This window comes from Nocardia sp. NPDC057663, from assembly GCF_042799895.1.
GTDB lineage: Bacteria > Actinomycetota > Actinomycetes > Mycobacteriales > Mycobacteriaceae > Nocardia.
Genome location: NZ_JBHVHX010000003.1, coordinates 81,042 through 106,297 on the forward strand (window position 1 = coordinate 81,042; position 25,256 = coordinate 106,297).

General features: G+C 69.7%; 23 protein-coding genes, 4 tRNA genes and 1 pseudogene. 12 read left to right on the top strand and 16 right to left on the bottom strand.

All coding sequences use genetic code 11. The annotated features are described in order from the left end of the window. Positions 1-3: 3 nt before the first annotated feature. Complete coding sequence (locus ACFVAV_RS08500) at positions 4-1,056, top strand: ABC transporter substrate-binding protein (RefSeq protein WP_379032078.1); 1,053 nt, start codon at positions 4-6, stop codon at positions 1,054-1,056. A 52-nt stretch (positions 1,057-1,108) separates the two neighbouring features. Here the strand turns inward: ACFVAV_RS08500 and ACFVAV_RS08505 are convergent, their stop codons facing one another. Together ACFVAV_RS08505 and ACFVAV_RS08510 are read right to left on the bottom strand one after the other, a co-directional pair. Beyond that, on the bottom strand, positions 1,109-2,356 hold the full coding sequence (locus ACFVAV_RS08505; RefSeq protein ID WP_379032081.1) for an HRDC domain-containing protein: 1,248 nt from the start codon (positions 2,354-2,356) through the stop codon (positions 1,109-1,111). A gap of 22 nt (positions 2,357-2,378) precedes the next feature. Next, positions 2,379-2,930, bottom strand: a complete 552-nt coding sequence (locus ACFVAV_RS08510) for a DUF3000 domain-containing protein (protein ID WP_379033539.1) — start codon at positions 2,928-2,930, stop codon at positions 2,379-2,381. Positions 2,931-3,283: 353 nt separating this feature from the next. Here ACFVAV_RS08510 and hemE point away from each other — a divergent pair, with 353 nt between their 5' ends. The 4 genes from hemE (at position 3,284) to hemQ (ending at position 6,780) form a co-directional block, all read left to right on the top strand. Beyond that, entirely contained in the window at positions 3,284-4,348 is a 1,065-nt protein-coding gene (gene hemE, locus ACFVAV_RS08515) for a uroporphyrinogen decarboxylase (RefSeq protein ID WP_379032084.1), read from the top strand. A 41-nt stretch (positions 4,349-4,389) separates the two neighbouring features. After that, positions 4,390-5,748 carry a protoporphyrinogen oxidase gene (locus ACFVAV_RS08520; RefSeq protein ID WP_379032088.1) on the top strand — a complete coding sequence of 453 codons (1,359 nt, stop codon included), beginning with the start codon at positions 4,390-4,392 and terminating at the stop codon, positions 5,746-5,748. A gap of 114 nt (positions 5,749-5,862) precedes the next feature. After that, the gene (locus ACFVAV_RS08525) at positions 5,863-6,024 is read left to right on the top strand and encodes a hypothetical protein (protein WP_379032091.1); all 162 of its coding nucleotides are present in this window, start codon (positions 5,863-5,865) and stop codon (positions 6,022-6,024) included. Positions 6,025-6,084: 60 nt separating this feature from the next. Then, positions 6,085-6,780 carry a hydrogen peroxide-dependent heme synthase gene (gene hemQ, locus ACFVAV_RS08530; RefSeq protein WP_189023939.1) on the top strand — a complete coding sequence of 232 codons (696 nt, stop codon included), beginning with the start codon at positions 6,085-6,087 and terminating at the stop codon, positions 6,778-6,780. A gap of 45 nt (positions 6,781-6,825) precedes the next feature. Here the strand turns inward: hemQ and msrB are convergent, their stop codons facing one another. The 4 genes from msrB to ACFVAV_RS08550 all read right to left on the bottom strand — a co-directional run bounded on the left by msrB (position 6,826) and on the right by ACFVAV_RS08550 (position 11,064). Continuing rightward, positions 6,826-7,248, bottom strand: a complete 423-nt coding sequence (msrB, locus tag ACFVAV_RS08535; RefSeq protein ID WP_379032095.1) for a peptide-methionine (R)-S-oxide reductase MsrB — start codon at positions 7,246-7,248, stop codon at positions 6,826-6,828. A 55-nt stretch (positions 7,249-7,303) separates the two neighbouring features. Beyond that, positions 7,304-8,632, bottom strand: a complete 1,329-nt coding sequence (locus ACFVAV_RS08540) for a glycosyltransferase family 87 protein (protein WP_379032098.1) — start codon at positions 8,630-8,632, stop codon at positions 7,304-7,306. Between the two features lie 84 nt (positions 8,633-8,716). Further along, positions 8,717-10,270: an alpha/beta fold hydrolase gene (locus ACFVAV_RS08545; RefSeq protein WP_379032101.1), complete on the bottom strand. Its 1,554-nt coding sequence runs from the start codon at positions 10,268-10,270 to the stop codon at positions 8,717-8,719. 32 nt (positions 10,271-10,302) lie between these two features. Beyond that, entirely contained in the window at positions 10,303-11,064 is a 762-nt protein-coding gene (locus tag ACFVAV_RS08550) for a pyrimidine reductase family protein (protein ID WP_379032105.1), read from the bottom strand. A 35-nt stretch (positions 11,065-11,099) separates the two neighbouring features. Between ACFVAV_RS08550 and zapE the strand changes: the two genes are divergently transcribed. Continuing rightward, positions 11,100-12,119, top strand: coding sequence for a cell division protein ZapE (zapE, locus tag ACFVAV_RS08555; protein WP_379032108.1), 1,020 nt, complete (start codon positions 11,100-11,102; stop codon positions 12,117-12,119). A 45-nt stretch (positions 12,120-12,164) separates the two neighbouring features. On the opposite strand, the gene ACFVAV_RS08560 is transcribed toward zapE, so the two are convergent. Further along, positions 12,165-12,704: a GNAT family N-acetyltransferase gene (locus ACFVAV_RS08560; RefSeq protein ID WP_379032111.1), complete on the bottom strand. Its 540-nt coding sequence runs from the start codon at positions 12,702-12,704 to the stop codon at positions 12,165-12,167. A 71-nt stretch (positions 12,705-12,775) separates the two neighbouring features. On the opposite strand from ACFVAV_RS08560, the gene ACFVAV_RS08565 reads away from it, so the two are divergent. Continuing rightward, positions 12,776-14,284, top strand: a complete 1,509-nt coding sequence (locus tag ACFVAV_RS08565; RefSeq protein ID WP_379032115.1) for a flavin-containing monooxygenase — start codon at positions 12,776-12,778, stop codon at positions 14,282-14,284. A 66-nt stretch (positions 14,285-14,350) separates the two neighbouring features. Further along, a complete protein-coding gene (locus ACFVAV_RS08570; protein ID WP_379032118.1) occupies positions 14,351-15,283 on the top strand; it encodes a LysR family transcriptional regulator in 933 nt (310 codons plus the stop codon). On the opposite strand, the gene ACFVAV_RS08575 is transcribed toward ACFVAV_RS08570, so the two are convergent. Beyond that, positions 15,280-17,796: a hypothetical protein gene (locus tag ACFVAV_RS08575; RefSeq protein WP_379032121.1), complete on the bottom strand. Its 2,517-nt coding sequence runs from the start codon at positions 17,794-17,796 to the stop codon at positions 15,280-15,282. The genes ACFVAV_RS08570 and ACFVAV_RS08575 overlap by 4 nt on opposite strands. Positions 17,797-18,180: 384 nt before the next feature. On the opposite strand from ACFVAV_RS08575, the gene ACFVAV_RS08580 reads away from it, so the two are divergent. Continuing rightward, positions 18,181-19,134: a hypothetical protein gene (locus ACFVAV_RS08580; protein WP_379032124.1), complete on the top strand. Its 954-nt coding sequence runs from the start codon at positions 18,181-18,183 to the stop codon at positions 19,132-19,134. Here the strand turns inward: ACFVAV_RS08580 and ACFVAV_RS08585 are convergent. Beyond that, complete coding sequence (locus ACFVAV_RS08585) at positions 19,100-20,290, bottom strand: hypothetical protein (protein WP_379032127.1); 1,191 nt, start codon at positions 20,288-20,290, stop codon at positions 19,100-19,102. The two genes, ACFVAV_RS08580 and ACFVAV_RS08585, sit on opposite strands and share 35 nt — an antisense overlap. Positions 20,291-20,356: 66 nt before the next feature. Further along, positions 20,357-21,430 carry a phospho-N-acetylmuramoyl-pentapeptide-transferase gene (gene mraY / locus ACFVAV_RS08590; protein WP_379032130.1) on the bottom strand — a complete coding sequence of 358 codons (1,074 nt, stop codon included), beginning with the start codon at positions 21,428-21,430 and terminating at the stop codon, positions 20,357-20,359. A gap of 292 nt (positions 21,431-21,722) precedes the next feature. Here mraY and ACFVAV_RS08595 point away from each other — a divergent pair, with 292 nt between their 5' ends. Next, entirely contained in the window at positions 21,723-22,883 is a 1,161-nt protein-coding gene (locus tag ACFVAV_RS08595) for an NAD(P)/FAD-dependent oxidoreductase (protein WP_379032133.1), read from the top strand. 68 nt (positions 22,884-22,951) lie between these two features. Here ACFVAV_RS08595 and ACFVAV_RS08600 read toward each other — a convergent pair. The 3 genes from ACFVAV_RS08600 to ACFVAV_RS08610 all read right to left on the bottom strand — a co-directional run bounded on the left by ACFVAV_RS08600 (position 22,952) and on the right by ACFVAV_RS08610 (position 23,216). Beyond that, positions 22,952-23,026 (bottom strand) — tRNA-Val (locus ACFVAV_RS08600). Position 23,027: 1 nt separating this feature from the next. Further along, positions 23,028-23,098 (bottom strand) — tRNA-Cys (locus ACFVAV_RS08605). Between the two features lie 46 nt (positions 23,099-23,144). Next, positions 23,145-23,216: transfer RNA gene (locus ACFVAV_RS08610), tRNA-Gly, on the bottom strand. A gap of 430 nt (positions 23,217-23,646) precedes the next feature. Between ACFVAV_RS08610 and ACFVAV_RS08615 the strand changes: the two genes are divergently transcribed. Beyond that, positions 23,647-23,721: transfer RNA gene (locus ACFVAV_RS08615), tRNA-Val, on the top strand. A 207-nt stretch (positions 23,722-23,928) separates the two neighbouring features. On the opposite strand, the gene ACFVAV_RS08620 is transcribed toward ACFVAV_RS08615, so the two are convergent. Beyond that, the gene (locus ACFVAV_RS08620; protein ID WP_379032136.1) at positions 23,929-24,240 is read right to left on the bottom strand and encodes an excisionase family DNA-binding protein; all 312 of its coding nucleotides are present in this window, start codon (positions 24,238-24,240) and stop codon (positions 23,929-23,931) included. Here ACFVAV_RS08620 and ACFVAV_RS08625 point away from each other — a divergent pair. Next, on the top strand, positions 24,192-24,476 hold the full coding sequence (locus ACFVAV_RS08625) for a VOC family protein (protein WP_379032139.1): 285 nt from the start codon (positions 24,192-24,194) through the stop codon (positions 24,474-24,476). The two genes, ACFVAV_RS08620 and ACFVAV_RS08625, sit on opposite strands and share 49 nt — an antisense overlap. 75 nt (positions 24,477-24,551) lie before the next feature. Here ACFVAV_RS08625 and ACFVAV_RS08630 read toward each other — a convergent pair whose 3' ends face one another. Then, positions 24,552-24,809: a tyrosine-type recombinase/integrase gene (locus tag ACFVAV_RS08630; RefSeq protein WP_379033542.1), complete on the bottom strand. Its 258-nt coding sequence runs from the start codon at positions 24,807-24,809 to the stop codon at positions 24,552-24,554. Positions 24,810-24,919: 110 nt separating this feature from the next. Next, positions 24,920-25,233 (bottom strand): annotated as a pseudogene (locus ACFVAV_RS08635) (DUF4158 domain-containing protein); the annotation flags it as partial. Positions 25,234-25,256 lie beyond the last annotated feature (23 nt).

Sequence of the window (25,256 nt, forward strand, 5' to 3'; positions counted from 1 at the left end):
ACGATGAGATACCGCAAGCCCTTCGCCGTCGCCCTGCTCGCGATCAGCTCGCTGCTGCTGGCCACCGGGTGCCGCGACTCGCGCGCCATCCCGATGGCCGACGGCAGGCCGCAGATCACCATCATGGTCGGTGGCCTGGAGAAGGTGATCTACCTGCCCGCCATGCTGGCACAGCAGCTCGGCGCCTTCGAGGCCAACGACCTCGATGTGAAATTGCTCGGCGAGCAATCCGGCGCCAGCGCGGAAACCGCGCTGCTCACCGGTGACGTGCAGGCCGTGGTCGGCTTCTACGACCACACCATCGACCTGCAGGCCAAGGATCAGTGCCTGCAGACCGTCGTCCAGTTCGCCGACGTGCCGGGGGAGGTGGAACTGGTCGCCACGGCCGACGCCGCCACCATCCGCACCGCCGCCGACTTCCGCGGCCGCAAACTCGGCGTCACCTCGCTGGGCTCGTCCACCGACTTCCTCACCCAGGCGCTGGCCGGTCAGGCGGGCCTGACCACCTCCGACTACACGCGGGTGAAAGTCGGTGCGGGCCAGACCTTCATCGCCGGCATGAACCACGACGGCATCGACGCGGGCATGACCACCGACCCCACCGTGGCGAAGATGGTCCAGTCCGGCGACGCCCAGATCCTCACCGACATGCGCAACGAGGAAGGCACCCGCGCCGCGCTCGGCGGTCTGTACCCCGCCTCCTCGCTGTACATGAAGTGCGACACCGTCGCCGCGCACCCGGAGATCGTGCAGAAACTGGCGAACGCGTTCGTCCAGACGCTGCGGTGGATCGACACGCACACGCCGGAGGAGATCGCCGCGACGATGCCCTCGCAGTACGCGGGCAGCGACCCGGCCCTGTACGTGAAGTCCATCCGGGACTCCGTCGGCATGTTCAACGGCGACGGCTTGATGAAGCCCGAAGGCGCGCAGAACGTGCTGCGCATCCTCGGCCGGTACTCCCGCAATGTGGCGCCCGTCCGGGACCGCATCGATCTGGCCGCGACCTACACCAACCAGTTCGTCGAGCAAGCCCACCAGGCCCCAGCTCCGTAGCGTGATCCCGTCGGCCCTGTCGCAGGAAACCTGTGGCAGGGCCGTCGTCTGCCTACTTGCCGGGTGTCAGCGCCTTGGTCAGGGCCGGGACCGCGAGGTTGCGCTGCCAGGGCCGCGCACCGCCCGCGCGCAGGAATTCCTCGATCGTGGCCGACAGGTCCTCGGGTTCGCCGACGTTCTTGTAGTCGGGGAGCCCGTCCCAGCACAGCCGCCGCACGAGATCGGGGGACAGGAGGTTCTCCACCGGGATGACGTATTCGGTGGAGAGCTCGCCCATGGCGAGGCGGGCGGTGGCGAGGCGGGCGGCGGCGGCGGGGTCGCGGCGTTCCCACCGGTTGACCGGGGGTGGCCCGTCGAAGGGGAGGGTCAGCGGCGGGAGCTCTTTGTCGGGCAGGGTGCGGCCGCGTTCGATCGCGCCGAGCCAGTCACGGGAATAGCGGCGCTGGCGCGGGCCGCCGAAGACGGCCAGGGTGCGCAGCTGGGCGATGCTGCGTGGCTCGGCGGTGGCGGCGGCGACGATCGCGGAATCGGGCAGGATCCGGGCCGGAGCGACGTCGCGGGCGCGGGCGAGCTCGTCGCGGGTGGTCCACAGTTCGCGCACGATCGCCAGCTGACGGGTGCGGCGCAAGGTGTGGATACCGGAGGTGCGCCGCCACCGGTCGGCCTTCGGCGCGGGCGGCTCCATGGTGCGGACGTGCTCGAATTCCTCGGCGGCCCAGTCGATTTTGCCCTGTTCGGCCAGGTCGGCGGCGACGGTGTCGCGCAGTTCCAGGAGCAGCTCGACATCGAGGGCGGCGTAGTTGAGCCATTCGTCGGGCAGCGGGCGGGTCGACCAGTCGGCGGCGCCGTGCCCCTTGCGCAGCGAGCGGCCGAGCAGGTTCTCCACCATGGCGGCCAGGCCGACGCGTTCGTAGCCGGCGATGCGGCCGCCCAGTTCGGTGTCGAACAGGCGGGCCGGGCGCAGGCCGAGTTCGGCGAGACCGGGCAGGTCCTGGTCGGCGGAGTGCAGGACCCATTCGAGGTTGTTGATGGCCTCGGCGAGCGGGGTCAGCGCGTCGGTGATCGGGATCGGGTCGATGAGGAAGGAACCGGCGCCCGCGCGGCGCAGCTGGATCAGATACGCCCGCGCCGAGTAGCGGAAACCGGACGCGCGTTCGGCGTCGACGGCCAGGGGGCCGGTGCCCGCGGCGAGTTTCTTGGCGGCCTGAGCGACGTCGTCGGCGGTCGACAGCACAGGTGGAACCCCCTCGGCGGGGGCGAGCAGGGGCTCTGCTGCGGTTGGTTCCTCGGCGACCGACATAACCGTGAACTCTACGTGGCGTTCAAGGGCGATCGGTGCGGGTATACGACTCCGGCCGCAAATGGGTGATCCCGGCGGGCGGCAGCCCGGCGGCGAAGGCCAGTACCTCGCAGAACGCCTCCACGTGACGGCGCATCTCGGTGTTCATCGCCGTCCAGGAGGCGCGCAGCTCCAGCTGGTGGGCCCGGGGCGGGCCCGCGATGTCGCCGTAGCGGACCGAACTGGTGGCGGTGACCGTGCCGCCGAGGGCGGTGAACGGCTCGCCCCGTGACTCGAGGGAGTCGACCAGCCAGCTCCACGCCACCTCGGGCAGCAGCGGATCGGCGGCCAGCGCGGCATCGATGTCGGCCTGGATGTAGGCCACCAGCCGGAACACACCGTGCCAGGCCGCGTCGCCGTCGGGATCGTGCAGCAGGATCAGCCTGCCGAACGCGTCCCCTTCGGAATCGATCGGCACGACGGCGCTGTCGGGGTGGGTGACCTCCGCTCCGAGCGCGTAGGAGAACGGCGCCAACCGTTGCGGGGGACGGATAGGCGCCAGCGCGATTCGAGGGTGCACGGTTGCGGTGCCCATCGCATCGACCGCCGCCCGAAAAGAAGCAGGCTCGCGGGGCGTTCCCCCGGTCGGTGCGGCGCCGTCGCGGATGTCGAGCGGTGTCACGAGGAGAGACGGTAGACGGTGTGCGCCCGGCGCCGTCGGAGGCGCGCCGCCACACGTGGTCGGGTACGGGCTGCGTTGCGCAGAGCGCATTCTCGGCGCTCGTGCGGTGCACGATGCGCGATGGCCGCCCGGCGATCCGTATCCGTAGACCGACGCATGGTCGGTTCGTCCGATTTCCGCTGGTCGGCGCGGTGCGGATGTCGCCTCTCACGGGGAGCACGGCGGCGGGCGACCTCGGACCGGATTCGGTCGCGGGGCGGCTTAGGATGGGCGTGATGAGCACTTACACCCGCCGCCGGTTGACCGATGCCCCGTTCCTGGCCGCCGCCACCGGCGCGACGCCGAGCAGGCGGCCCGTCTGGTTCATGCGTCAGGCAGGCCGGTCACTGCCGGAATACCGGGAACTGCGCAAGGGCATCGGGATGCTCGAGTCCTGCTTCGATCCGGAGCTGGTGTGTGAGATCACCATGCAGCCGATCCGCAGGCACGGTGTCGACGCGGCAATCCTGTTCTCCGACATCGTCGTTCCGCTCAAGGCCGCCGGCATCGACCTCGATATCGTGCCCGGCGTCGGCCCCGTGGTCGCCTCGCCCGTGTGCACCGCGGCCGACGTGCGTGCGCTGCCGCGGCTGCGGCCCGAAGAGGTCGGCGCGGTCGCCGAAGGCGTGCGCCTGCTGACCGACGCGCTCGGCGACACCCCGCTCATCGGCTTCGCCGGCGCACCGTTCACCCTGGCCTCCTATCTGGTGGAAGGCGGGCCGAGCAAGCATCACGAGCGCACCAAGGCGATGATGCACGCCGACCCGCAGACCTGGCACGCGCTGCTCGGCACGCTCACCGATATCACCATCGCGTTCCTGCAGGCCCAGCTGGCCGCGGGCGTCGACGCGGTGCAGCTGTTCGATTCGTGGGCGGGCGCACTGTCGCTGGCCGACTACCGCGAGTACGTGCTGCCGCATTCGGAGCGGGTCTTCGCCGAGGTCGCCGCGGCCGGCGTCCCGCGCATCCACTTCGGCGTCGGCACCGGTGAGCTGCTCGGTGCGATGGGTGAAGTGGGCGCCGACGTGGTCGGCGTGGACTGGCGGGTGCCGCTCACCGAGGCCGTGCGCCGTGTCGGGCCGGGGAAAGGCTTGCAGGGCAACCTGGATCCGGCGATCCTGTTCGCCGGGTTCGACGCGGTCGAGAAGGAGACCCGGCGCATCGTGCGCGAAGCCGACGAGGCGATCACGATGGGCGCGAGCGGGCACATCTTCAACCTGGGGCACGGGGTGCTGCCGGACACCGATCCGGGCGTGCTGACCGCGCTGGTCGAGTTGGTGCACTCGCTGTAGCCGCTGTGCGGCGGTGAGTCCGGCGCGGCTACGGTCGAGGTATGCGGATCGCGGTCATCGGTGGCGGAATCAGCGGGCTCGTCGCGGCGTATCGGTTGCGGCAGCGGCTGGGGGACAGTGCCGACATCGTCGTTGTCGAGCAGGCCGCGCGGCTCGGTGGGGTGCTGCACACCGGTGAATTGGCCGGGGAGCCACTGGATCTCGGTGCCGAGGCCTTCGTCGGGCGGCGGCCCGAGGTCATCGAGCTGATGGCCGAACTCGGGCTGGACGAACAACTCGTGCGGCCCGCGGGCACACGGCCCCTGGTGTGGGCGCAGGGCTCGGCGCATCCGCTGCCGGGGCGCACGCTGATGGGTATCCCGTCCGATGCCGAGTCGCTGCGCGGCCTCGTCGACGACGCGACGCTGGCCCAGGTCGCGGCCGAGCCGGAGCGCCCGCTGGCGTGGGAGCCGGGCGCGGATACCGACGTACACAGTCTTGTCGCCGATCGCTTCGGCCGCCAGGTCGTCGAACGCAGTGTGGACCCGCTGCTGGGCGGCGTCTACGCGGGCACCAGCGCATCGATCGGCGTCCGCGCCGCCCTGCCCGCCCTCGCCGCCGCCCTCGATCGCGGCGCGCGCAGCCTCACCGACGCCGTCCGGGACGCCCTGCCCCCGCCGAGTGCCGCACCGGTCTTCGGCGGTCTGCGCGACGGCTACGGCGCCCTGCTCACGGCACTCGTCGAGGCCTCCGGCGCCCGGTTGGTCACCACCCTGGCGGCGACCAGGGTGGCCGCCGCGCCCGGCGGCTGGGTGGTCGACCCGCTCGGCCTGGTCGACGGCGTCGTCCTGGCCACCCCGGCCCCCGTCACCGCCCGCCTCCTGCACTACGTCGCCCCCGCCGCCGCCGAGGCCGCCGCGGGCATCGAACTGTCCTCGTCGGCCCTGGTCGCCATGGCACTGCCGCGCGACACCGGGCTGCCCGACAACTCGGGTATCCTCGTCGCCACCGGAGAACCCCTGCGCGCCAAGGCATTCACGCTGTCCAGCCGGAAATGGCCGCATCTGGGCGCCCGGGACGTCGCGCTGGTCCGCGCCTCCTTCGGCCGGTTCGGCGACGAATCCCCGCTGTCCTGGTCCGACGACGACCTCGTCGCGGCTGCCGTCACCGACCTGACCACCGTCACCGGCATCGAGATCAGCCCGATCCAGTCCGTCGTCCAGCGCTGGCCCGGCGGCCTGCCCCAATACGCCCCCGGCCACACCGACCGCATCGCCACCCTCGAATCCGCCGTCGCCCCGCTCGACGGCCTCGCGGTGGCCGGCGCCTATCTCCACGGCGTCGGAGTCCCCGCCTGCGTGGCTTCCGGTACCGCGGCCGCCGAGCGCGTCGCTACCGCGCTGGTGCCACACGTCGAATAGCTGCCGACGATGTCGGCCGAGTTCACCGGGCTGGACGGCGTCTCGGCGCACCACCGCATGACCTGCGGCGTGTCGCGGACCTCCGGCAATAGCGATGGCGCATGATCGCGCGCTGTGACCACCACCGGTGAGCAGACGACCAGCGCCCGCACCCTCTTCCTCGACCCGGAGCTCGGCCCCGTGGAACTGCACGCGGGCGAAGTGACGACGGTGACCTCGGTCTTCGGCAGCGAGGAATCCTCGCCGTGGCGGGCGACCAGGCCGGTGGCAGGCTGACCGAGGCCGCAGCGCCCGCCCACCCGGCGGGCGAAAACGCCGCAGTGGCACCATAGATCCATGGCGCGACTCGACTACCAGGCCCTCAACTCCACCATTCGCTACCTGATGTTCTCGGTGTTCCAGGTGCAGCCGGGCGTGCTCGGCGAGGACCGCGCCGAGGCGATCAAGGAAGCGCAGGCCTTCTTCGACGGCCTCGCCGACAAGGGCGTCGTGCTGCGCGGCATCTACGACGTGGCGGGCCTGCGCGCCGACGCCGACTTCATGCTGTGGACCCACGCCGAGCGCGTCGAGGACCTGCAGGCCGCCTACGCCGACTTCCGCCGCACCACCGAGCTGGGCAGGGCCAGCGCGCCGGTGTGGAGCAATGTCGCGGTGCACCGGCCCGCCGAGTTCAACAAGAGCCACATCCCGGCGTTCCTGGCCGGCGAGGACCCGGGCAACTACATCTGCGTGTACCCGTTCGTGCGGTCCTACGAGTGGTACCTGCTGCCCGACGAGGAGCGCCGCAAGATGCTCGCCGACCACGGCAAGGCCGCCCGCGGCTACCCGGACGTGCGGGCCAACACCGTCAGCTCGATGGCACTGGGCGACTACGAGTGGATCCTCGCCTTCGAGGCACCGGAACTGCACCGCATCGTCGACCTCATGCGCGACCTGCGCGCCACCGAGGCCCGCCTGCACGTGCGCGAGGAGATCCCGTTCTTCACCGGCCCCCGGGTCGAGGTCGAACAGCTCGTCACCGCGCTCCCGTAAGCAAACGAAGAAGGGCCCGGTCGTCGGACCGGGCCCTTCTTCGTGTCAGTCTTCGCTCGGCTGCAGGCGCAGCGCGATCGAGTTGATGCAGTAGCGCTGGTCGGTGGGGGTGGGATAGCCCTCGCCCTCGAAGACGTGGCCGAGGTGGCTGTGGCAATGGGCGCACAGCACCTCCACCCGGCGCATGCCGAGGGTGTCGTCGGCGCGCAGGATCACCGCGTCGGAATCGGCGGGGTCGAAGAACGACGGCCAGCCGCAGTGGGAATCGAATTTCTCTGTGCTGCGGAACAATTCGGCATCACAGGCGCGGCAGGTGTAGACGCCCTCGGTCTTGGTGTCGGTGTACTCGCCGACGAACGGGCGCTCGGTGGCGGCCTCACGGAGAACGGCGTATTCCTGCGGATCCAGTTTCGCCCGCCACTGCTGCGGCGTCAGCTGGATGCGCGGCGTGGGCAACGATGAGCTCATCACTCCACGCTAATGGTTTCGGCCGGTGCGCGCCGCGAGCGTCACCGGCCGATACCTACTTCAGCGCGGGTTCGCGATCCTCGACGGGTTCCTCCGGCGCGACCGGATCGTCGCGATCCGGGGCGGGGGCCACCGGCTTCTCGTCCTCGGCGCCGTCGCGGGAGTCGGGCGCGCTCGCCATCCACGCCGGGTCGATCCCGAACTGCAGCCTGCCTTCGCGGCGGGCGGCCAGGTAGCGGTCGCCGAGCACGCAGAACACGACGATGAGCAGCAGACCCCAGCCGAAGGTCACCCGCAGGTACTCGAGCGTGCGCCCGGTGCTCTGCCAGCGGTCCGACAGCCACTTGTCGTAGGTCATGAACCCGAAGATCGCCAGCCAGGCAGGCCAGTTGCGCAGCACGGAATTGCGCAGCACCACCGTCATCAGGAACGGGAACAGCATCATCGAGTAGTACATCTGGCCCAGCGAGGGCAGCAGGAAATTCGCGGTGAGCAGCACACCGGAGAACGTGGTGACGAAGAACAGCTCGTCGTGACGGTAGTAGCGCCACAGCAGCCACAGCGAGACCGCGACGACACCGGCCATCAACACCTGGATCAGCAGGATCATCCAGTGCGGCAGCCCGAAGTAGAGCCCGTTGCCACCGACCGAACTGTTGAAGTAGTCGCGCGTCTGAGCCAGATAGGGCACGACCCGGGTGAAGAATTTCTCGGGGTCCGCCGACAGCGGCCAGGCGATCGCGGTGAGCGTCAACGGCACACCGAGCGCGGTGATGAAGACCTTCCACTGGCCGCGAACGGCCGCGACGAGCAGCATCGGCGCCAGCGTCGGTTTCACCGAAATGCTCAAACCGAGTGCTACACCGGCCCAGAGATCCCGACGCGCCAGCAGCAGGTGGATGAACACCAACTCGGCAAGCAGCAGGCAGCCGTTGACATTGGTGAAGACCAACGTGTTGGTCACCGTCTCGGAGGCGAACATCGCCAGCAGCAGCGCGGGCGCCGCGATGGAGCCGAGACCGAACTTGAACAGGCGAAGCAGCAGGTACCAGGCGAGCAGAATCGCGATGGCGTTGAGCCCGATGAACAACCAGCGCGACAGTTCGTAGTCGATGATCGCCACCGGCGCGATCAGCAGTGTTCCGCTCGGATAGTAGAGATAGTGCGGGTCGACCGAGGAGAAGTCGGCGGTGTACAGCGGCCTGCCGTTCAGGAACTCGAACGAGGCGTTGTAGACCGGACGGTAATCGTCGGTGACGAATCCGTTGATCGCCTTGATGAAGACACGGTTCAGCACCGTCATGACCGCGAACGGCCACAGAGCGAACTTGATCACATCCGCGGTCGTGCGCGCGGTACGGGGCTCGAGCTGTCGGAACAACACTGGGGCACGGTACACCGGATCGGGTAGCGATGGTGTCGCCGGACCCGGCGGACGCGCCGGAACCACATGGTCGTCCGACCGGGATCAGGCGGGGCAGGCGCCGCCGTCCGCGGGCAATTTCGCGTCGGCGAGATAGTCGGCGACGGCCTTCTGCGCGCACCCGGAGTGGGCGATGACCGGATGTCCCCAGCCCTGCCAGGTCATCGTGGCGTGCCGGGCGCCCGCCGCGCCGAGCGCGCCGGTCACCGAGGCCGCGGCACCGCCCACGATCGGGTCGGCGGCGCCGGCGAACACCAGCACCGGCAGCTCGAGCTCGGTCGGCAGCGGCGGGGCGGTGGAGACCGGCCAGGCCGAGCAGACCATCAGCTCGATCGCGGCGGTCCGGCCGAAAACCGGATATTTGCCCGCCCATGTTCCGGCGAGCTCGCGCGCCTTGTCCGGCGTCGGCGGCTGCTGGCTGTCGGTGCACCGGTTGACGAACTCGCCGTCGGAGTTGATCGCGGCGGATTCGCGCACGACCAGCATGGCCAGCGGCGCGCGATCACCGCGGTCGGCGGCGGCGAGAATGTCGGCCAGTGCGGTCACCCGGCTCGCCTGGTCACCGCGCGGGCTGGACAGGAATCCGGTGAGCGCGGTCGAGAGGTCGGCGGCCGAGATGTCGCCGAGCGCGCCGGTGGCGGCCTTGTTCATCAGTGCGACGATCGCCGCGCGCGGGTCGGGGCCGAGCGCGCAGTTGGCGGCCTTGCAGCGCTGCGCGAAGGCGGTGAGGGCGGCCTCGGCGCCGATGACGGCGGCCTCGGCCATCGTGGTCGCGTCGGCGCCGACCGGTTCGGGGGCATCGAGCACGAGCCGGGCCAGGTGGTCGCCGTAGCGGCGGGCGTAGCTGAGCGCGACCTTGGCACCGTTGCCGGTGCCGATCAGGTTGATCTTCTCGACCTGCCACTGCTTGCGCAGTTGCTCGATGTCGTCGGCGGCGTGCGGGGCGTCGAAAGTGCCCTCGTAGGGCTGCAGGAAGTCGCGGCAGGCGATGGTCGCGTCCTGGCTGTAACCGGCGACCGCGCCGACCTGATCGTTGCTGCCCACCCCGAACTGGCCGAGATCGGTCATCACCGCGCGCAGCTGGGCGGGAATGCAGTCGATGGGCTGGGAGGCACCGACCCCGCGCCGGTCGACGGCGACGATCGGCTGTGCCGCCAGCAACGCGCTGTTCGGGCCGACGGCCAGACCCGCCAGCGTCGACGCAGACGAGCGGTCGGCGCCGGAGGTGAGCACCAGCGGTGCCGCGTCGGCGGGCGTCTGCGGCAGCCGGGCCCGCAGCGCGCCCGCCCGGAACGTGCCGAGCACGGTGCCCGCGGTATCGATCGGCGTCGCGAAATCGGCGCACTCCAGGACCAGGCCGGCCGGAGCCGCACCGAAATCGAGCGAACCCAGGGTCGACGCGGTGCAGTCCTTCCAGGCCAGGTCGGTTTTCGGGACTTCGGCCTTGGCGAGATCCTGCACGGCCGGTTCCACGGTCTGCCCGCCGCCCGCCCCGGGGCGCTCGACGGCGACGACGGGCCGATCCGACGGTCCGGCCCCGCAGCCCGCGAGCATGATCGACAGTGTCGCGGCCGTCGCCGCGGCCCGAGTCCAGCGCATGGGTTACACACTGCCAGGTTCGGCGCCAGGTTTCATCGACGGGCCCACCGGGCCAGCACGGTGCCGTCCTCGGCGAGCACCAGCTGCTTGCGGCTCATCGGGATGTCGAAACTGCTCGCCGACAGCGAGATTCGCCCGCCCGCCCCGCCGACCAGCATCGGTGCGGTACTCAGGCACAACTCGTCGACCAGATCCGCCTCGGCCAGCTGCCCGAACAGATGCGGCCCGCCCTCACACAGCACCCGATACAGGCCGTGCTCGGCGAGCACCCGCACCAGCGCGGCAGGCATGATCGCGGCCTCACCGGCGATCACCACCTGCGCGCCCGCCTGCTCGAGCGCGGCGACCTGGTCCAGGTCGGCGTGGGCGGTCGTGATGATCAGCGGCGCGACGTCGGCGTCGGTGAAGAACTTCGACGCCGGATCGAGCCGCGCGCTCGCGGTGACCACCGCGATCGGCGGCGGCGTGCCGTCGGCCGATCCGCCGATGCCGTGCTGGTAGTGCGCGCGGCGCCGATCCGGATCCGGATGCGCGCCACCGTAGTTCTCCGCGCGCACCGTACCCGCGCCGACGACGATCACCTCCGCCAGCTCACGCAGCAGCGTGAACACCCGGTGGTCGGCGTCGGTGCCGAGCCCGGCCGACACCCCGTCTACCGTGAACGCGCCGTCGATACTGTTCACGAAGTTGGCCCGCACCCAGGGTCGCTCCAGGTGGCGGGGATAGGCATAGCACCTGGCCAGTGCGTCGTCGTCGAGGTCTGCGAGCTGGGTCACATTGTGGATACGCTGCATAGGAACCGATGCAACCACGTCCGTACGATTCGCTCATGCAAGAACGCCTCGTCGATCGCCATCCGGAGGTCCCGGCCGACCAGCTCGTCGCGCAGATGGTGCCCCCGCCCATGTTCGACGAGGTCAGCTTCGCCTCCTACATTCCCGACCCCAAGGAACCCAGCCAGGCGGCTGCGGTCAGCAAGGCCGAGGAATTCGCCGGTCAGGTCGCCAAGATCCACAAGGCCGGATCCAAGAAGAGCCTGTTCGGCAAGAAGAAGGCCGTCACCGGCGCGGGCCTGTACCTCGACGGTGGCTTCGGCGTCGGCAAGACCCACCTGCTCGCCTCGATCTTCCACAGCGCGCCCGCGCCCAAGTCGTTCGGCACCTTCGGTGAGCTGACCAACCTGGTCGGCGCGCTGGGCTTCGTCAACGCCGTCGAGCGCCTCTCCGACAACAGCCTGCTGTGCATCGACGAATTCGAGCTCGACGATCCGGGCGACACCACGATGGTCTCGCGCCTGCTCACCGAGCTGTCCGCCGCGGGCGTCTCCATCGCGGCCACCTCGAACACGCTGCCCAGTCAGCTCGGCGAAGGTCGTTTCGCCGCACAGGATTTCCTGCGCGAGATCAAGAAGCTCGGCTCCATCTTCGAGCCGGTGCGCGTCGACGGCCCCGACTACCGCCACCGCGACCTGCCGCCCGCCCCCGAGCCGACCTCGCCCGACGTCCTGGCCGAACGGGCCGCCACCACCGCGGGCTCCACCCTCGACGACTACGACGCGCTGCTCAAGCATCTGAGCACGCTGCACCCGTCGAAGTACGGCGCGCTCATCAACGGGGTGTCCTCGGTGTTCATCTCCGGCGTGCACCCGGTAACCGACCAGGCCGTGGCCCTGCGCATCGTCGTGCTGGCCGACCGCCTCTACGACGCCAGCATCCCGGTGACCGTCTCGGGCGCCAAGCTCGACGAGATCTTCTCCCAGGAGATGCTCGACGGCGGCTACCGCAAGAAGTACCTGCGCGCGATCTCGCGTCTGCTGGCGCTCTCGCGCTTCGAGGCCGCCGCCGCGTAGCCCGCGGGGGTCGCCGCGCCGCGGTCGGCACTGCTCAGCCGAACTTCACAGCGCCCGCTCGAACACGTAGTCGGCGTGCACCTGATTGCCGACGGTGTTGGTCTTGGTGCCCACCCGCACGAAGCCGTGCTTGGCGTAGAAGTTCTGCGCGCGTTCGTTGGCCTGGTTGACACCCAGCCACACCGCGGCGGCACCCGATTCGCGCGCCGCGGCGACCGCCGCCTCCATCAGCGCATCGGCCACGCCGCTGCCGTGATGGCCCGGCAGCACGTACATCTTGCTCAGCTCGACCACCGCGCCCGCGCTCACCTGGGCCGCGACCTCGGGGTCGCCCGGCCTGCCCGCGACGAGCATGGCGTAGCCGACGATGTCGTCGCCCTCGACCGCCTTGAGCACGGTCCGGTGCGGGTCCGACAGGTACTCGCCGAACCGTTCGCCGGAGAGCATCTGGTCCAGGAAGATCTCGATGTCGCCCTGGGTGGCCTCCGGCGGACAGGCGAGCGGAAAGGTGGCCGCGGCGACATCGCTGAGCTCCTCGGCATCCCAGAGCCCGGCCCGATCGACGACGACGGAACTGTTGGTCATCTTTCCAGTACAGCACGGGTCGGCTCGGCGGCGGTGGCAGGTTGACCGCGGTGCCGAGTACTCTCCTCGCCATGACGAGCGGTAGCCGCATCGGGATCGTCGGTGCGGGAGTTGCGGGTTTGGCCTGCGCGAAAGTGTTGAGTCGGGCGGGTTTCCCGGTCGAGGTGTTCGACCGGGCCCCTGATGTCGGAGGTGTGTGGAGCGCCACCCGTCGCTATCCGGGTCTGCGCGCGCAGAACAGCAAATTCACGTACCACTTCAGCGATCACCCGATGCCGGAGGACTTTCCCCGCTGGCCCGACGGTCAGCAGATCCAGGCCTACCTCGCCGGGTACGTGCACGAGTTCGGCCTGGCCGAGCACCTGCGCCTGGGCACCGAGGTGATCGCCGCCGACCCGGTCGACAGCGGCTGGCTGCTCGAAGTCCGCGACGGCAACGGCGTGCGCCGCACGTCCTGCGATCACCTGATCGTCGCCAACGGCGTGTTCAGCGATCCGGTGATGCCCGAGCTGTCCGGAGCGTCGGCGTTCCGGGCCGCGGGCGGGCGGCTGTGCCACGTCTCGGAGTTCCACAACCTCGAACAGGTGCGTGACCGCTCCGTGGTCGTCATCGGCTACGGCAAGTCGGCCACCGATGTCGCCGAGGCGATCAGCCACTTCGCCGACGACACCAGCGTGGTCGCGCGCAGGCTCACCTGGAAGATGCCGCGTCGGTTCGGCGCCGGCCTCGACTACGAGCGCATGCTGCTGACCCGGATGGGCGAGGCGCACTTCCGGTCCAGGGAACCGCGCCTGGCCGAGCGCCTGCTCGACCGGCTCAGCCTGCGCGAGGCCAACATGGACCTGGTGCAGGAACGGGTGACGCGCAAGCTACGGCTGCGTGAGCTCGGTCTGCTGCCGGAGGGCAGGTTCGAGGAGATCGCCACCAGCAGTGCGAGCCTGGCGACCGAGGGCTTCGCCGAGCAGGTCGAGGCGGGCCGGATCACCGTGCACCGCGATACCGACGTCACCGATCTGATCGGCGGGCAGCACGGGCCCGCGGTGCGGCTGTCCGACGGCAGCCTGAAGCTGGCCGAGATCGTCGTGTGCGCCACCGGATACCGCCAGGAGGTGCCGTTCCTGACCCCGTTCGTCCGGCGCAGCCTCACCGACGAGGTCGGCGACTTCCGGCTCTACCGCAACATCCTGCCGGTCGAGATCCCCAACCTGACCTTCGCGGGCTACAACAACTCGAACGTGAGTACGCTCAACGCGGAAGTCGGCGCGCACTGGATCGCCGGACTGCTCACCGGGAAGTTCGTGCCGCCCATGGCCGAGCAGATGAACTCCGAGATCGACGAGCGACTGTCCTGGTCGCGGGAACGCACCGAGGGCAACCATGCCCACGGTACGACGGTGGTCCCGTTCTCCCTGACCACTATCGACGAGATGCTCGACGACCTGCGCACGCCCCTGCCGTTGACCAGCAGGCTGGCGCAGTGGGTGCGTCCCGTGCGTCCCGCGTCCTACCGCCGGGTCCTGCGCGAACGCCCGCTGGCCGTCCCCGCGGCGCCCGCGCCCGCGCCGATTGCCGAGGGATAGCCGACACGCCGGGTCGCTGTCGGCGCGACACTTGGCGGCGATCTGTGCGTTGGTGATAATCCTCGCGTGGATGCGCTGGATCTGAACCTGCTGCTCGCCCTCGACGCGCTGCTCGACACCAACAGCGTGACCGAGGCGGCCCGGCGTCTGCACACGTCGACCTCGGCGATGAGCCGCGCCCTCACCCGGTTGCGTGCCGTGCTGGGCGACCCGCTGCTCGTGCGCTCGGGCAGACAGCTGGTGCCGACACCACGCGCACTGGAGTTGCGCCACGATGTCGCGGGCCTGGTCGATCAGGCGCGTTTGCTGCTGACCACCCGCGACGGGAACGGGGCCGGCCGCCATCGGGATTTCGTTGTCCGCGTTGCCGATTCGGTGGTCGCGCGGCTGACCGGTCCGCTGCTGGCCGCGGTCCGTGCGCAGTTGCCCGGCGTGACGGTGCGACTGCTGGCGGCCGACGCGGGCGACGCCGCGGTCGCCCTGCGGGACGGGCGCGTCGACGTCGAGGTCGGCATGATCGGCCAGACCGACCCCGAAACGGTCGTCAAGCGCCTGTTCGCCGACCGCTGGGTCGGCGTCGCCGCCGCGGGCCACCCGTTCGGCGCACACCGGCCTACCGTCGCCGCCTACGCCTCCGCCCAGCACCTGGAAGTCTCGGCCACCGGCCGGACCCACAGCCCCATCGACGACCGGCTGGCGCTGCACGGCCGCACCCGGCGCGTGGTCGCCACGGTGCCCGATCTGGCCACCGCCCTGTTCACGGTCGGTTCGACCGAATTGGTCTGTCCCGTACCGGAACTCCTGTCCCGACCCGCCCGCGCCGCCCTCGGCCTGACGATGTTCGAAATCCCCCTCCCGCTCCCCGCTCCCGTCGTCGCGATGGCCTGGCATCCGCGCAACACCGCCGACGCGGGCCACCGCGCCCTGCGCGACCTCATCGGCACGGTCCTGCACGACACACCGAAACCCGGCCCGGTGCCCGTAGCAGCACCCGCCTAGCCGGCCTCCGTCGTCGGCGGACCGAACACGTCCCGCCGCCCCGGCGGCAACCCGGCCGACCGCTTCAATTCGTCGAGCATCGCCTGCAACTTGTCGACATGCGCGCGCTCGATGTCGAACGCGCGGAATGTCCCGGTCACGGTGATCCCCGCGGCATCGGTCGCACTCGGCGGAACCGGATCGGCGACCACACGATCGAGCGGACTCGTCGCCGGGGAGACCTCGCCCGCGCTCACCGGTGCGCCGAAGCCGGACGGTGCGCCGTCGTTCACCGCGGGATCGAAGGACGCGGGCCCGCGACCGTTGACGGAAGCATTCGGATTCGTCGGTCCGCCGAAACCGGTGGGCGTGCTGTGGGTGAGCTCGCCGGGTCCGCGGCCGTTGCCGGAAGTTCCGAGGTGCGTCGGAGCGCTGAAATCGGTGGGTGTGCTGGGGGTGAGCTCGGCGGGCCCGCGGCCGTTGGTGGAAGCGTCGGTACCAGCGGGTGCGCCGACGTCGGAGGAGGTGCCGTGGGGGAGCGCGGGATCGAGGCCCTGGGTCGCGGCGGCGAAACCACCGGTGCCGGGATCGGCGTGGCTGTTGGGCGCGGACAGGCGTGCCGGCGGGTCCGCGGGGGTGGGCGCGTCGTTGCCGGACGGGGTGGTGAGGCGTTCGCGGGGAGTGAAGTCGTCGAAGATCGACTCGGTGCGATGCGGCGAGTCGCCGCCGGTGAATCCGTTGCGGGCGTGCCCGTTCCGGCTCGGGGGTGGGAGGGTCGCGTCTTCGTCGGTGAATGTCCAGTGGATGCCGTTGGCGGTGGATCCCGAGGTGGGGGTCGCGGGTGTCGCGGTGAGCGGCGCGCCGAATCCGTTGACCGGGTGGCCGTTCGTCACGGGCTCGGTGCGGCCGCCGGCGGTGAGACCGGCCGACCGTGGGTCGTTCATGGCGCGGGTGGTTGCGATCTGGGTGGCGTCGATGCCGGTGCCGGACAGCGCATCCGGCGATCCGGGCCGCGCTCCGGTGTCCCCGACCGGTGCGGCCGTGCTCTCGGCGGGCTTGCCCACCGGCCGCGCCCGCTCGACGCCGGCCTCGGCGAGCGGACGGTGTCCGATGTCTGCCCGCCCCTCCGGAATCGTCTTCATGGCAGCGGTATTCGCCTGATCGGCGGTGACGCCGGACAGAGTCACGTCACCACCACGCACGACGTCACCGACTTCCGCGCTGCCCGGAAGCGAGGAACCCCCACGCGATCCGAGGGTCGTCGAACCGCTGGACTGCGTCGCCGGGGACGTGTCGTCGCGTCCGAGCGCCGAGATCGCCCCTGTCTGCGCGGCAACGCGGCCGGGCACGGTGATCTCGGTGTCGTCCTGTTTCCGTCCACCAGCCGCCGGAAGGCGGTCAGGATGCGCGGCCGAGAGTTGGTCGGCGTCTGCCTGCAGCGTGCCGATGGCCGCGGGCGTAGCGCCGGTCGAGGCCGGCACTCCGAGCGTCGATGACGCCGGGACGTGGGCGGTGTTCGACACAGCGGCGCCAACCGGGTCCGATCCGTGACCGATGGGCTGCCCGTTCCGGGTGTGCCCGGCTTCTGCAGAGTCAGCACCGCCGGCTACAGCCGACTGGGTGCCGCCGTCCGGTGCCGGCACCGCGTCGCGGAGGGGCGCAGACACCTCGTCGCCGACCTGTGTCGACGCATGGTTCGTCGGCCGCGCCTCGATCGGCTGAGCATCGTCGATCGCCGTCACGCCATTCACCGTCGCTGCGCCGTTCGCCGCCTGCGTATTGCTCAGGGGCGCCGCGCCGTTCAGCACCAGGGCGCCGTTCGCCGCTGCGCCGTTCCGCGTGGGGCGGTCCGCTGCCCGCGCACCGTTCACGGCGGTGTCCGCCGACCGCGCTCCGTTCAGCCGCTGCGTGCGGTCGATCGGCTGCGCGCCGTTCACCGTCTGCGTGCTGTCGGTGAACGGTGACCGCGAAGCACCCTCGGACCCCAGCATCGCCGCGACACCGGTCGCCGCCCCACCGACCTCACCGGCCGACTCGAACGCGGCCGCGGGCCGGGGAATCGGGGCGACGGTGATCGGCCAGGTCGGGTCACCGAGGTGATCGGTGCGGGAGTGGCGGCGTTCCAGTGGGGGACGGGCGGCGTCGACGGCGCGGTCCGGCTCGGCCGCCCCGCCGTCCGGTGCTCCCTCGTCCAGGTCGGCGGCCGCGCGCTCGGCGGCCTCGGCGGCCTCGCGGACCTCCCGGCGACTGCGCGTCCCGCGGCCCGCGCGCGGCGTCGTCTGCTCGGGCTCTCCGCCGTCGAGTGCGTCCAACCGGGCACTGAGGCGCGAAATGTCCTGTGACGCATGAAATGCCCAGGATTCGAGCCTGCGGATCCTGGTCTGGTCGGGGAGGTCCTCGTCGGCGGGGAAGACCGGAACTTCCTGCTGCACCCGGGCGGCGACGATATCGAGCTTGTCACTGACCTCACGCAGCGCCGCGGCGATACTCGCCAGCATCGACCCGATGGATTCGTCGTGCTCAGCGTGGTTCATGCACACCCTACTTCCCGTGCTCGGCGAGCGTGCCCGCCCCGGCCGCAGCGATCATATCCACCGGCGGCCCAGACCGTGTCCCCGCGATGTCCCGGTGACCGGATCGGCGACGCGCCGAACCGATCGGCAATCCGGATGAAACAGACAGGCAACAGGCCGGGTCTGTGTATCGAAATGATCAAGATCTCGGCGACGTTCTGCGACGTTGGCACAATGAAATAGCTTGATATACAAGCAGAGTCGCTGGTGTGATCTCGATCACCGAACGGTGACGCACCCGAGCGCGGGTCAAGGGGGCTGGCGGTGTGTCGGCGGCTGCGTCAACCTGGAGATCAGGGCGTGGGCGCGAGCACACGTCAGGGTGCCCGGTGAGGGAGTGATGGTGTGAGGACGAAGCGGCGAAGCGACACCCGGGTGGTGTGCGGACGACAGGCGCTGCTCGACGAACTCGGCATCTCCGAGGGCACCCGTCGCGCGGCACCCGAACAGACCGGCTACGGCTGTGGTTGCCCCGAATGTGTGGCGACGCAGTGGAATACGCAGCGACTCGAACACTGGATCTGCGGCAGGCTGACGGCGGCGGGCGCCGACGAGGCCGAGGTGGACACCCAGATCGGTGACATCCCCGTCGACATCTACTGGCGTCGCGGCGACCGCCGCTGCGTTGTCGAGGTGCACAGCGGTCCGCTCGACATCACCGCGGCCAGGGCCCACCGGAAACGGCTGCAGGCCGCCGGCATCGATGACGTGCTGTGGGTGTGCCCGCAGGGCTACTGGGTGCCGCTGGTCCCCGCGGTCGGCATCGCCGATTTCGCGCCCGCGGCGGCCGACTACCGGATCGATCAGGGCATCCTCGCCGCGGGCGAGACGGGCTTCGCCGCGCCGTCGCGGGCGAACTGGGAATTGCGTGACTTCCTCGAAGGCTGGGTGACCGGCGAGATGCACTGGGGTCACGCGGATCTGACAACAGGAGGGTGGGCCGAGGTGGGCACCTGGGAACGGCATACCGCGGCGCAGGCCGCCATGATCGAGCATCAGCGCGGGGAGCTGCGTGACCAGCGGGTGGAGCTGGCGGTGTCGCGCCAGACCGTGCGGGACAAGCAGAAGCTGGTCACCCGCCTGCACCACCGGATAGACCGGGCTGGCGTGCACGCCGACGCCGACGCCATCACGCTGGCCGGGGTGCGCAGCGAACTCGTCGCCCAGCAGCGGATCGCGCTGGGCTTGCGCGCGACGATCGGGCGGATGGATCGCACGATCAATCAGTGGCAGTGGCTCACCTGCTGCGCGATGCTGCTGGTCGTCACGGTGATGACGGGCGCGCTGGTGATGCGCTGAGCCGCAGGGGCGTCCGGTCCCACTGCCAGTCGTTGCGCAGCACGAGTCCGGCCAGGTCGAGCAGTTCCAGGCCGGTCTCGGCGCGCACGGCTGCCAGCGCGCGCCGATCGTAGGGGCCTCGCGCCAGATCGGCGGCGATGCGTGCCTCGATCGCCGGGTCGGCCGCCCTGGCGCGCAGCCGGGCGGGGTCGAGGGCGCTGCCGGTCCAGGTCAGCCAGCCCCAGCCGTGCTCGTGGGCGTAGGCGCGACCCAGTTCGCTCTGGATTCTGGTGTGGTGGAAGGCGATCCGGCCCAGCGGGACGACATCGACGAGCACGATCCGGCCGTCGGTGAGCTGGGCGGCGACCGCCGGATAGTGCACGTGGTCCTCGCCGGCGAGGCGATAGGTGAGCGCGGTCGGCTCCTCCTGGAACGCGGTCACCAGCGGGTCGGCGTCGAGGGTCCGCAGTAGGCGCGCCGCCAGGGCGGAGTCGTAGGCGACGTCGCGTCCGACGGTGGCGAGGTAGAACCGGCCACGCCCGTCGTCGTCACCGTCGGCGACGCGGGCCGACGCGGTCGGCAGGGGAGCGGGGTCGCCGGTGGACCACTCGACGTCGTCGAGCAGTGGCCCCAGCTCGCCGGTCTCGTCGAGTGGCTGCAGCTTGGCCAGGATGCTGGCGGTCTTCTTCTGCCAGCCCAGGATTCGCTGCATCACATACCCGGCGACGCGCTTGGCGTCGGCCTGATCGTGCCCGGCCAGGCGCAGCTTCAGATAGGACCATTCCATCGCCACCAGATCGGTGTCGGTGGCATAGGTCTCGGCGAGCAGTTCCCGCACCAGGCGCAGATCGCCCGCGTCGCGCGGGTACCGGTGGCCGAACACCTCGCCGCAGCGGTGCCCGGAGCGGGCCGCTTCCCGCACGATCTGCCCGATCGCCTTGGCGTAGAGCTGGCGGACCCGGTCGCGGGCCAGGTCGTAGCGGGCGCCGATGCGGGTGAGGGTTTCCGGGCGCTGCCCGCCGATGCCCAGGCGCAGGGCGACGATCCGCGCGTCCCTGGCGGCGCGTTCGGCGTGCTCGGTGAGCAGTTCGGCGACCAGCTCGTCGAGGTCATCGAGCTCGAAGGAGACATCGGCGGCGATGTCGTGGTCGAGTTCCCGCCCGCTCCCGGCACTCAACTGGGCAACCTCCCGCTCGGCTCGCTGTGTCGGGTCAGCGTAGCGGGGGCTACCGACAGTCCCGGGCTAGAGCGCGGTGATGTATTCGCCGTAGAACAGACACAGCCCGATCGCCGACGCGATGCCGCCCAGCACCCAGAACCGGATGATCACCGCCGTCTCGGGCCAGTTGTTCAGTTCGAAGTGATGATGGAACGGCGCCATCCGGAACAGTCGCGTGTGGGTGGTGCGGAAGACGACGATCTGCAGCAGCACCGACAGAATCTCCGCGACGAACAGCGCGCCGAGCACCACCGCGAGCAGTTCGGTACGGCTGGTGATCGACAGCCCGGCCACCAAACCGCCCAGGCCGAGCGACCCGGTGTCGCCCATGAAGATCTTCGCGGGCGCCGCGTTCCACCACAGGAATCCGATGCAGGCGCCCGCCGCCGCGGCGCTGACCACCGCCAGGTCGAGGGGGTCGCGCACGGTGTAGCAGCCCCGGCTTGGACTGAGCTCGCACGAGTTCTCGAACTGCCACAGCGTGATCACCACGTACGCGCCGAGGGTCAGGCTCATCGATCCCGCGGCCAGCCCATCGAGCCCGTCGGTGATGTTGACCGCGTTCGACCAGGCCACCACCAGCAGGCAGATGAACGCGACGAAGATCAGTGAGCCGAAGGCGATGGTGTTGATGTCACGGACATAGGAGAGGTTGTTCCCGGCCGGGGTCAGCCCGGTGGCGCCGGGGAAACGCAGGGCCAGCACCGCGAACACGACGGCGGCGCCGATCTGCCCGAGATACTTGCCCGCCGCGGTCAACCCGAGATTGCGGTGCTTACGGAGCTTGATCGAGTCGTCGAGGAACCCGACGATGCCCAGTGCCGAGGCCAGCAGCAGCACCAACACGCCGGAGGCGCTGGGTCCCGGTGCGTCCCACAGCAATCCGATCAGGTGCGAGCCGAGGAACCCGGCCCACACACCCGCCCCGATCGCGAGCCCGCCCATCGTGGGCGTGCCGCGTTTGGCGTGGTGACTGGCCGGGCCGTCGATCCGGATCTCCTGCCCGAACCCGCGCCGGGCGAACACCCGGATCAGCCCGGGGGTGAGGGTGATGGTGACGAACAGGGAGATCCCCGCCGACAACAGGATCTGCCTCAACTGCTCACCCCTCCATACCGCCGTTCCGCGCCACCACTGCGGGCCCGGCGACGCCGAGTGCCGATCCTAGGGGAGCGCCGACGGAATCCGGGCCGTGAGTGACCTGGGTTACATCAGTGCCCACCGCATGGCCTCACGGGAAACGCCGTGACGTACATCGAGCCGCAATCTGTCGGCAGCTTCCCTCCGGCTACCTCTGCGCGCACAATGGACGGACAAACCAACCCGTTCGGCCGAGCCGGCTGCGCTGTCTGTCGACTGGCTGTCGCTCGCGAACGGAGAGGAGTGTGCGATGTCTGTTGCCGGTAACGGCCGAACACCGACGGTGATGATCCTGGGTGCCGGCTTCGGCGGGCTGGAGCTGGCCGCTTGCCTGTCCGAGTCGCTGTCCGGCGAGGTCCGCGTGGTGCTCGTCGACCGTGCGGCCGGGTTTACGTTCGGTTTCGCGAAACTGGACATTCTGTTCCGTGACCGGGTACCGGAATCCGTCCTCGTCCGCTACGCCGATCTCGCCCTTCCCGGCGTCGAGTTCCGGCAGGAACAGGTCACCTCGATCGACCCGCAGACCCGTCACATTGTCACCGACACCGCCGAATACGACCCGGACATTCTCGTTGTCGCGTTGGGGGCCGAGTACGACCCCGCCGCCACCCCCGGGTTCGTCGAGGACGGCTACGAGTACTACTCCATCGAGGGAGCGTGCCGCCTGCGTGATCGGCTGGCCCATTTCGACGGCGGGACCATCCTGATCTCAGTGCTGAGCGTGCCGTTCAAGTGCCCGCCCGCGCCCTACGAGGGTGCGATGCTGCTGCACGAGTCGCTGACCCGGCGCGGCATCCGCGATCGAACCGACATTCACCTGACTACCCCGATGGACTCACCGATTCCCGTTTCCGCGGACACCTCCGCCGCACTCGTCGACGCGCTCGCACTCCGGGGGATCGACTACTCGCCGGGGCGGCGAGTCCGCGCCCTCGACCCGGCGAATCACGTCGCGGCCACCCGTGCCGGAGACCTGCCGTACGACCTGTTCATCGGCATTCCGACCCACCGTGTCCCCGCGGTGGTCGAGGCATCAGGGCTGACCGTCGACGGCACCGACGGCTGGATCCACGTCGACCCGCGGACGCTGGCCACTCCGTATCCCGGCGTCTACGCGATCGGTGACTGCGCGGATGCGCCGGTTCCCCGCGCCGGTGTCTTCGCCGAGGATGCCGCCCGCACGGTCGCAGCGCACATAGCCGCGCAACTGCGGGGAATGCCCACCCCCGGAAAGTATCTCGGCCAGGGCGCATGCCACATCGAATTCGGGGACGGCCTCGTCGGGAAGGTCGACGCCGATTTCCTGTCGGGGCCGACGCCGATCGCGCCGTTCGAGCCGCCCTCCACGGAACTCGCGGTCGAGAAGGCCGAGTTCGCCGCCGAGCGGCTTCGGCGCTGGTTCAACCGGTGAAAGCCGACCTCGTAGCAGGGCCTACCTACACAAACACGTCAGGCCCCCTCGAAAGGGGGCCTGACGTGTGGTGCGCGATACTGGGATTGAACCAGTGACCTCTTCCGTGTCAGGGAAGCGCTCTCCCGCTGAGCTAATCGCGCGAGGTGGAGACGGGAATCGAACCCGTGTGCACGGCTTTGCAGGCCGTTGCCTCACCACTCGGCCACTCCACCGCGCAAAGGAGGATGGCGTATTGCTTAGTGCCGAACCTACCTCTCGAGCGGATGACGGGATTTGAACCCGCGACCCTCACCTTGGCAAGGTGATGCGCTACCACTGCGCTACATCCGCATTCGCACTTCCGGAGTCAGTCGGCCTGGCGGCTTAGCTGCTCTCCGTGGTGCGAGGAAAACATTAGCCGACGGTCGGCGCAGACTACAAATCGGCTGGTAGATGGGCCTAAATGTGAATTACAGGGATGTTGTTCGGGTGGTCGAGGGGGTGTGGGCGGCGGATGGGCCCCGAGTCGTCCTTGCCGGCGGCAGGGGAAGGCTGATCTTGAATGAGTGGCGCCATGGCAGGAACATGAAACAACGTAGATATGCGCATCAAAATATGTATGAACGGTCAACCTGCCGGCCCTGTGTACACGCGGCGGTCCACAGAGCGGCCAAGGAACCCGAAGCCCCCATTCACGAGGCGATTTGGTGTCACATGGGTCCACCGTGCTAATGTTCCATCTCGTTCGAGAGGCTCTCCAAAGCCCCTCGGCACAGTGTTCGGTCCCATAGCTCAGCGGGAGAGCGTCCGCCTCACACGCGGAAGGTCGCTGGTTCGAAACCAGCTGGGACCACCATAAAACAGCAGGTCAGAGCCGTGAGGGCGATGGCCTGCTTTTTTCGTGCAATATACGTGCAATATCGGTCGCGGCTGCGATGGCGGAGTCCGCAATTAGCGAACCCCTGGCCCTGGATGTGTGCCCTCCCGGTCGTGATTCTCGTCACTGTTGTGCTCGCGCTGGCTGAAGCACAACGCAAGTTGTCGCGCCGGAGAGGTGTCGACGTCAGTTGATAGGCCGCATAGCTGCGTCGACGTCCTCCACTGCGATCCGTATCTGGCCACGGAACCGGTAGGCAGGAAGCGTGCCGTCGGCGATCATCCGTCGGACGGTGTCCACACTGACGCCGGCTCGCTCGGCGGCGAACCTCACTGAGACGTAGTGGCTCGGGTTCGAAGTCCGCTTCGGGGCTACGCCGGGACATGGCCCACCGGTCCGGGCTGCCGGCTGTGGGTGTCGGATCCCCGGCATGTTCGACCGCAGTGCGGATGATCGCAGATGGTGAGGGAGTACCGGGCGGTGTAGTCGCCGGTCCATTCCGGGAAGGTGAGGACGTCGACCATCAGGAGCCCCCGGACTGGCCTGGCCATCAGCTCCCCAAGCAAATGCATCTCGATCTGTTTGTCACCGATCTCGACACCGCGGAGAGGGCGGCAATCGGCTGCGGCGCGATCAAGGCGGACTTTCAGCCTGCGCCCGATCGCAGGCGAGTGCTCCTCGACCCGGCAGGGCACCCCTACTGCCTCACGCTCCCGCCCAGGGCCAGTGTGTGAATCGGGGTCTGGGCAGTCATAAAGCCTCCGGACACAGCAGAATTCCTACGCGCCGGACGGACAGGGCCCGACCGATCAGCGACCGGAACGACGCCGCGCCGCCGGGTCACTGTCGGCCTGATACCGCCGCAGCCCCTCGTCGGATACCCGCGCGTACTTCGCGAGGCTGCGCACCGAGGTATGCCCGGACAGCTTCATCAGCACCGGGGTCGACGCGCCTTCCTCTGCGGCATGCGTAAGCCGGGAATGCCGCAATGGATGCAGCGTGTACGGGGTCCCGGTAGTAACCGCGCGAAAGCAACGGATATGGCGTAATGCCCTGCCGGTAGGCAGTTTCCACGTTCAGTGTGCGGCCCCACACGCACACCGAGCGCGGAAACCGCTGCCCAGCAGGCGACTACGCCATATCCGCCCGATTTTCGGCGGATGCTACGGCTACCCCCAACATGCTCCGTGCGCGTCTGTGCTCGCTTCCCGTACCAACAAAGCTGCGCCGCATCGACTTCCAGCTGCTGCGCCAGACGCGCCACCACCACCGTCGGTGCCGCGGTCACCTCGTCCGGCACGAACCCCAACCACGGCAGCGTGCACAACGCCACCGCCAGGCCGAGACGGACTACCGGGCCCCGCCCACGCGGCGCGACGAACGCCAAATCCGTCGGGGTCAACGTGAGATACCGGAACAACTCCTCACGGCTGATCTCCGGGTACCCCGCAGACGCTCCAACTCCTCGCTCGCGAACACTCGCGTGGCCACGAACCCGACCCTCCAGCACACCG

Coding starts and splice junctions, on each gene's coding strand:
- ACFVAV_RS08500 (WP_379032078.1), top strand. CDS start 4: ATGAGATACCGCAAGCCCTTCGCCGTCGCCCTGCTCGCGATCAGCTCG.
- ACFVAV_RS08505 (WP_379032081.1), bottom strand. CDS start 2,356: ATGTCGGTCGCCGAGGAACCAACCGCAGCAGAGCCCCTGCTCGCCCCC.
- ACFVAV_RS08510 (WP_379033539.1), bottom strand. CDS start 2,930: ATGGGCACCGCAACCGTGCACCCTCGAATCGCGCTGGCGCCTATCCGT.
- hemE (WP_379032084.1), top strand. CDS start 3,284: ATGGGCGTGATGAGCACTTACACCCGCCGCCGGTTGACCGATGCCCCG.
- ACFVAV_RS08520 (WP_379032088.1), top strand. CDS start 4,390: ATGCGGATCGCGGTCATCGGTGGCGGAATCAGCGGGCTCGTCGCGGCG.
- hemQ (WP_189023939.1), top strand. CDS start 6,085: ATGGCGCGACTCGACTACCAGGCCCTCAACTCCACCATTCGCTACCTG.
- msrB (WP_379032095.1), bottom strand. CDS start 7,248: ATGAGCTCATCGTTGCCCACGCCGCGCATCCAGCTGACGCCGCAGCAG.
- ACFVAV_RS08545 (WP_379032101.1), bottom strand. CDS start 10,270: ATGCGCTGGACTCGGGCCGCGGCGACGGCCGCGACACTGTCGATCATG.
- ACFVAV_RS08550 (WP_379032105.1), bottom strand. CDS start 11,064: ATGCAGCGTATCCACAATGTGACCCAGCTCGCAGACCTCGACGACGAC.
- zapE (WP_379032108.1), top strand. CDS start 11,100: ATGCAAGAACGCCTCGTCGATCGCCATCCGGAGGTCCCGGCCGACCAG.
- ACFVAV_RS08560 (WP_379032111.1), bottom strand. CDS start 12,704: ATGACCAACAGTTCCGTCGTCGTCGATCGGGCCGGGCTCTGGGATGCC.
- ACFVAV_RS08565 (WP_379032115.1), top strand. CDS start 12,776: ATGACGAGCGGTAGCCGCATCGGGATCGTCGGTGCGGGAGTTGCGGGT.
- ACFVAV_RS08575 (WP_379032121.1), bottom strand. CDS start 17,796: ATGAACCACGCTGAGCACGACGAATCCATCGGGTCGATGCTGGCGAGT.
- ACFVAV_RS08595 (WP_379032133.1), top strand. CDS start 21,723: ATGTCTGTTGCCGGTAACGGCCGAACACCGACGGTGATGATCCTGGGT.
- ACFVAV_RS08625 (WP_379032139.1), top strand. CDS start 24,192: ATGATCGCAGATGGTGAGGGAGTACCGGGCGGTGTAGTCGCCGGTCCA.
- ACFVAV_RS08620 (WP_379032136.1), bottom strand. CDS start 24,240: ATGGACCGGCGACTACACCGCCCGGTACTCCCTCACCATCTGCGATCA.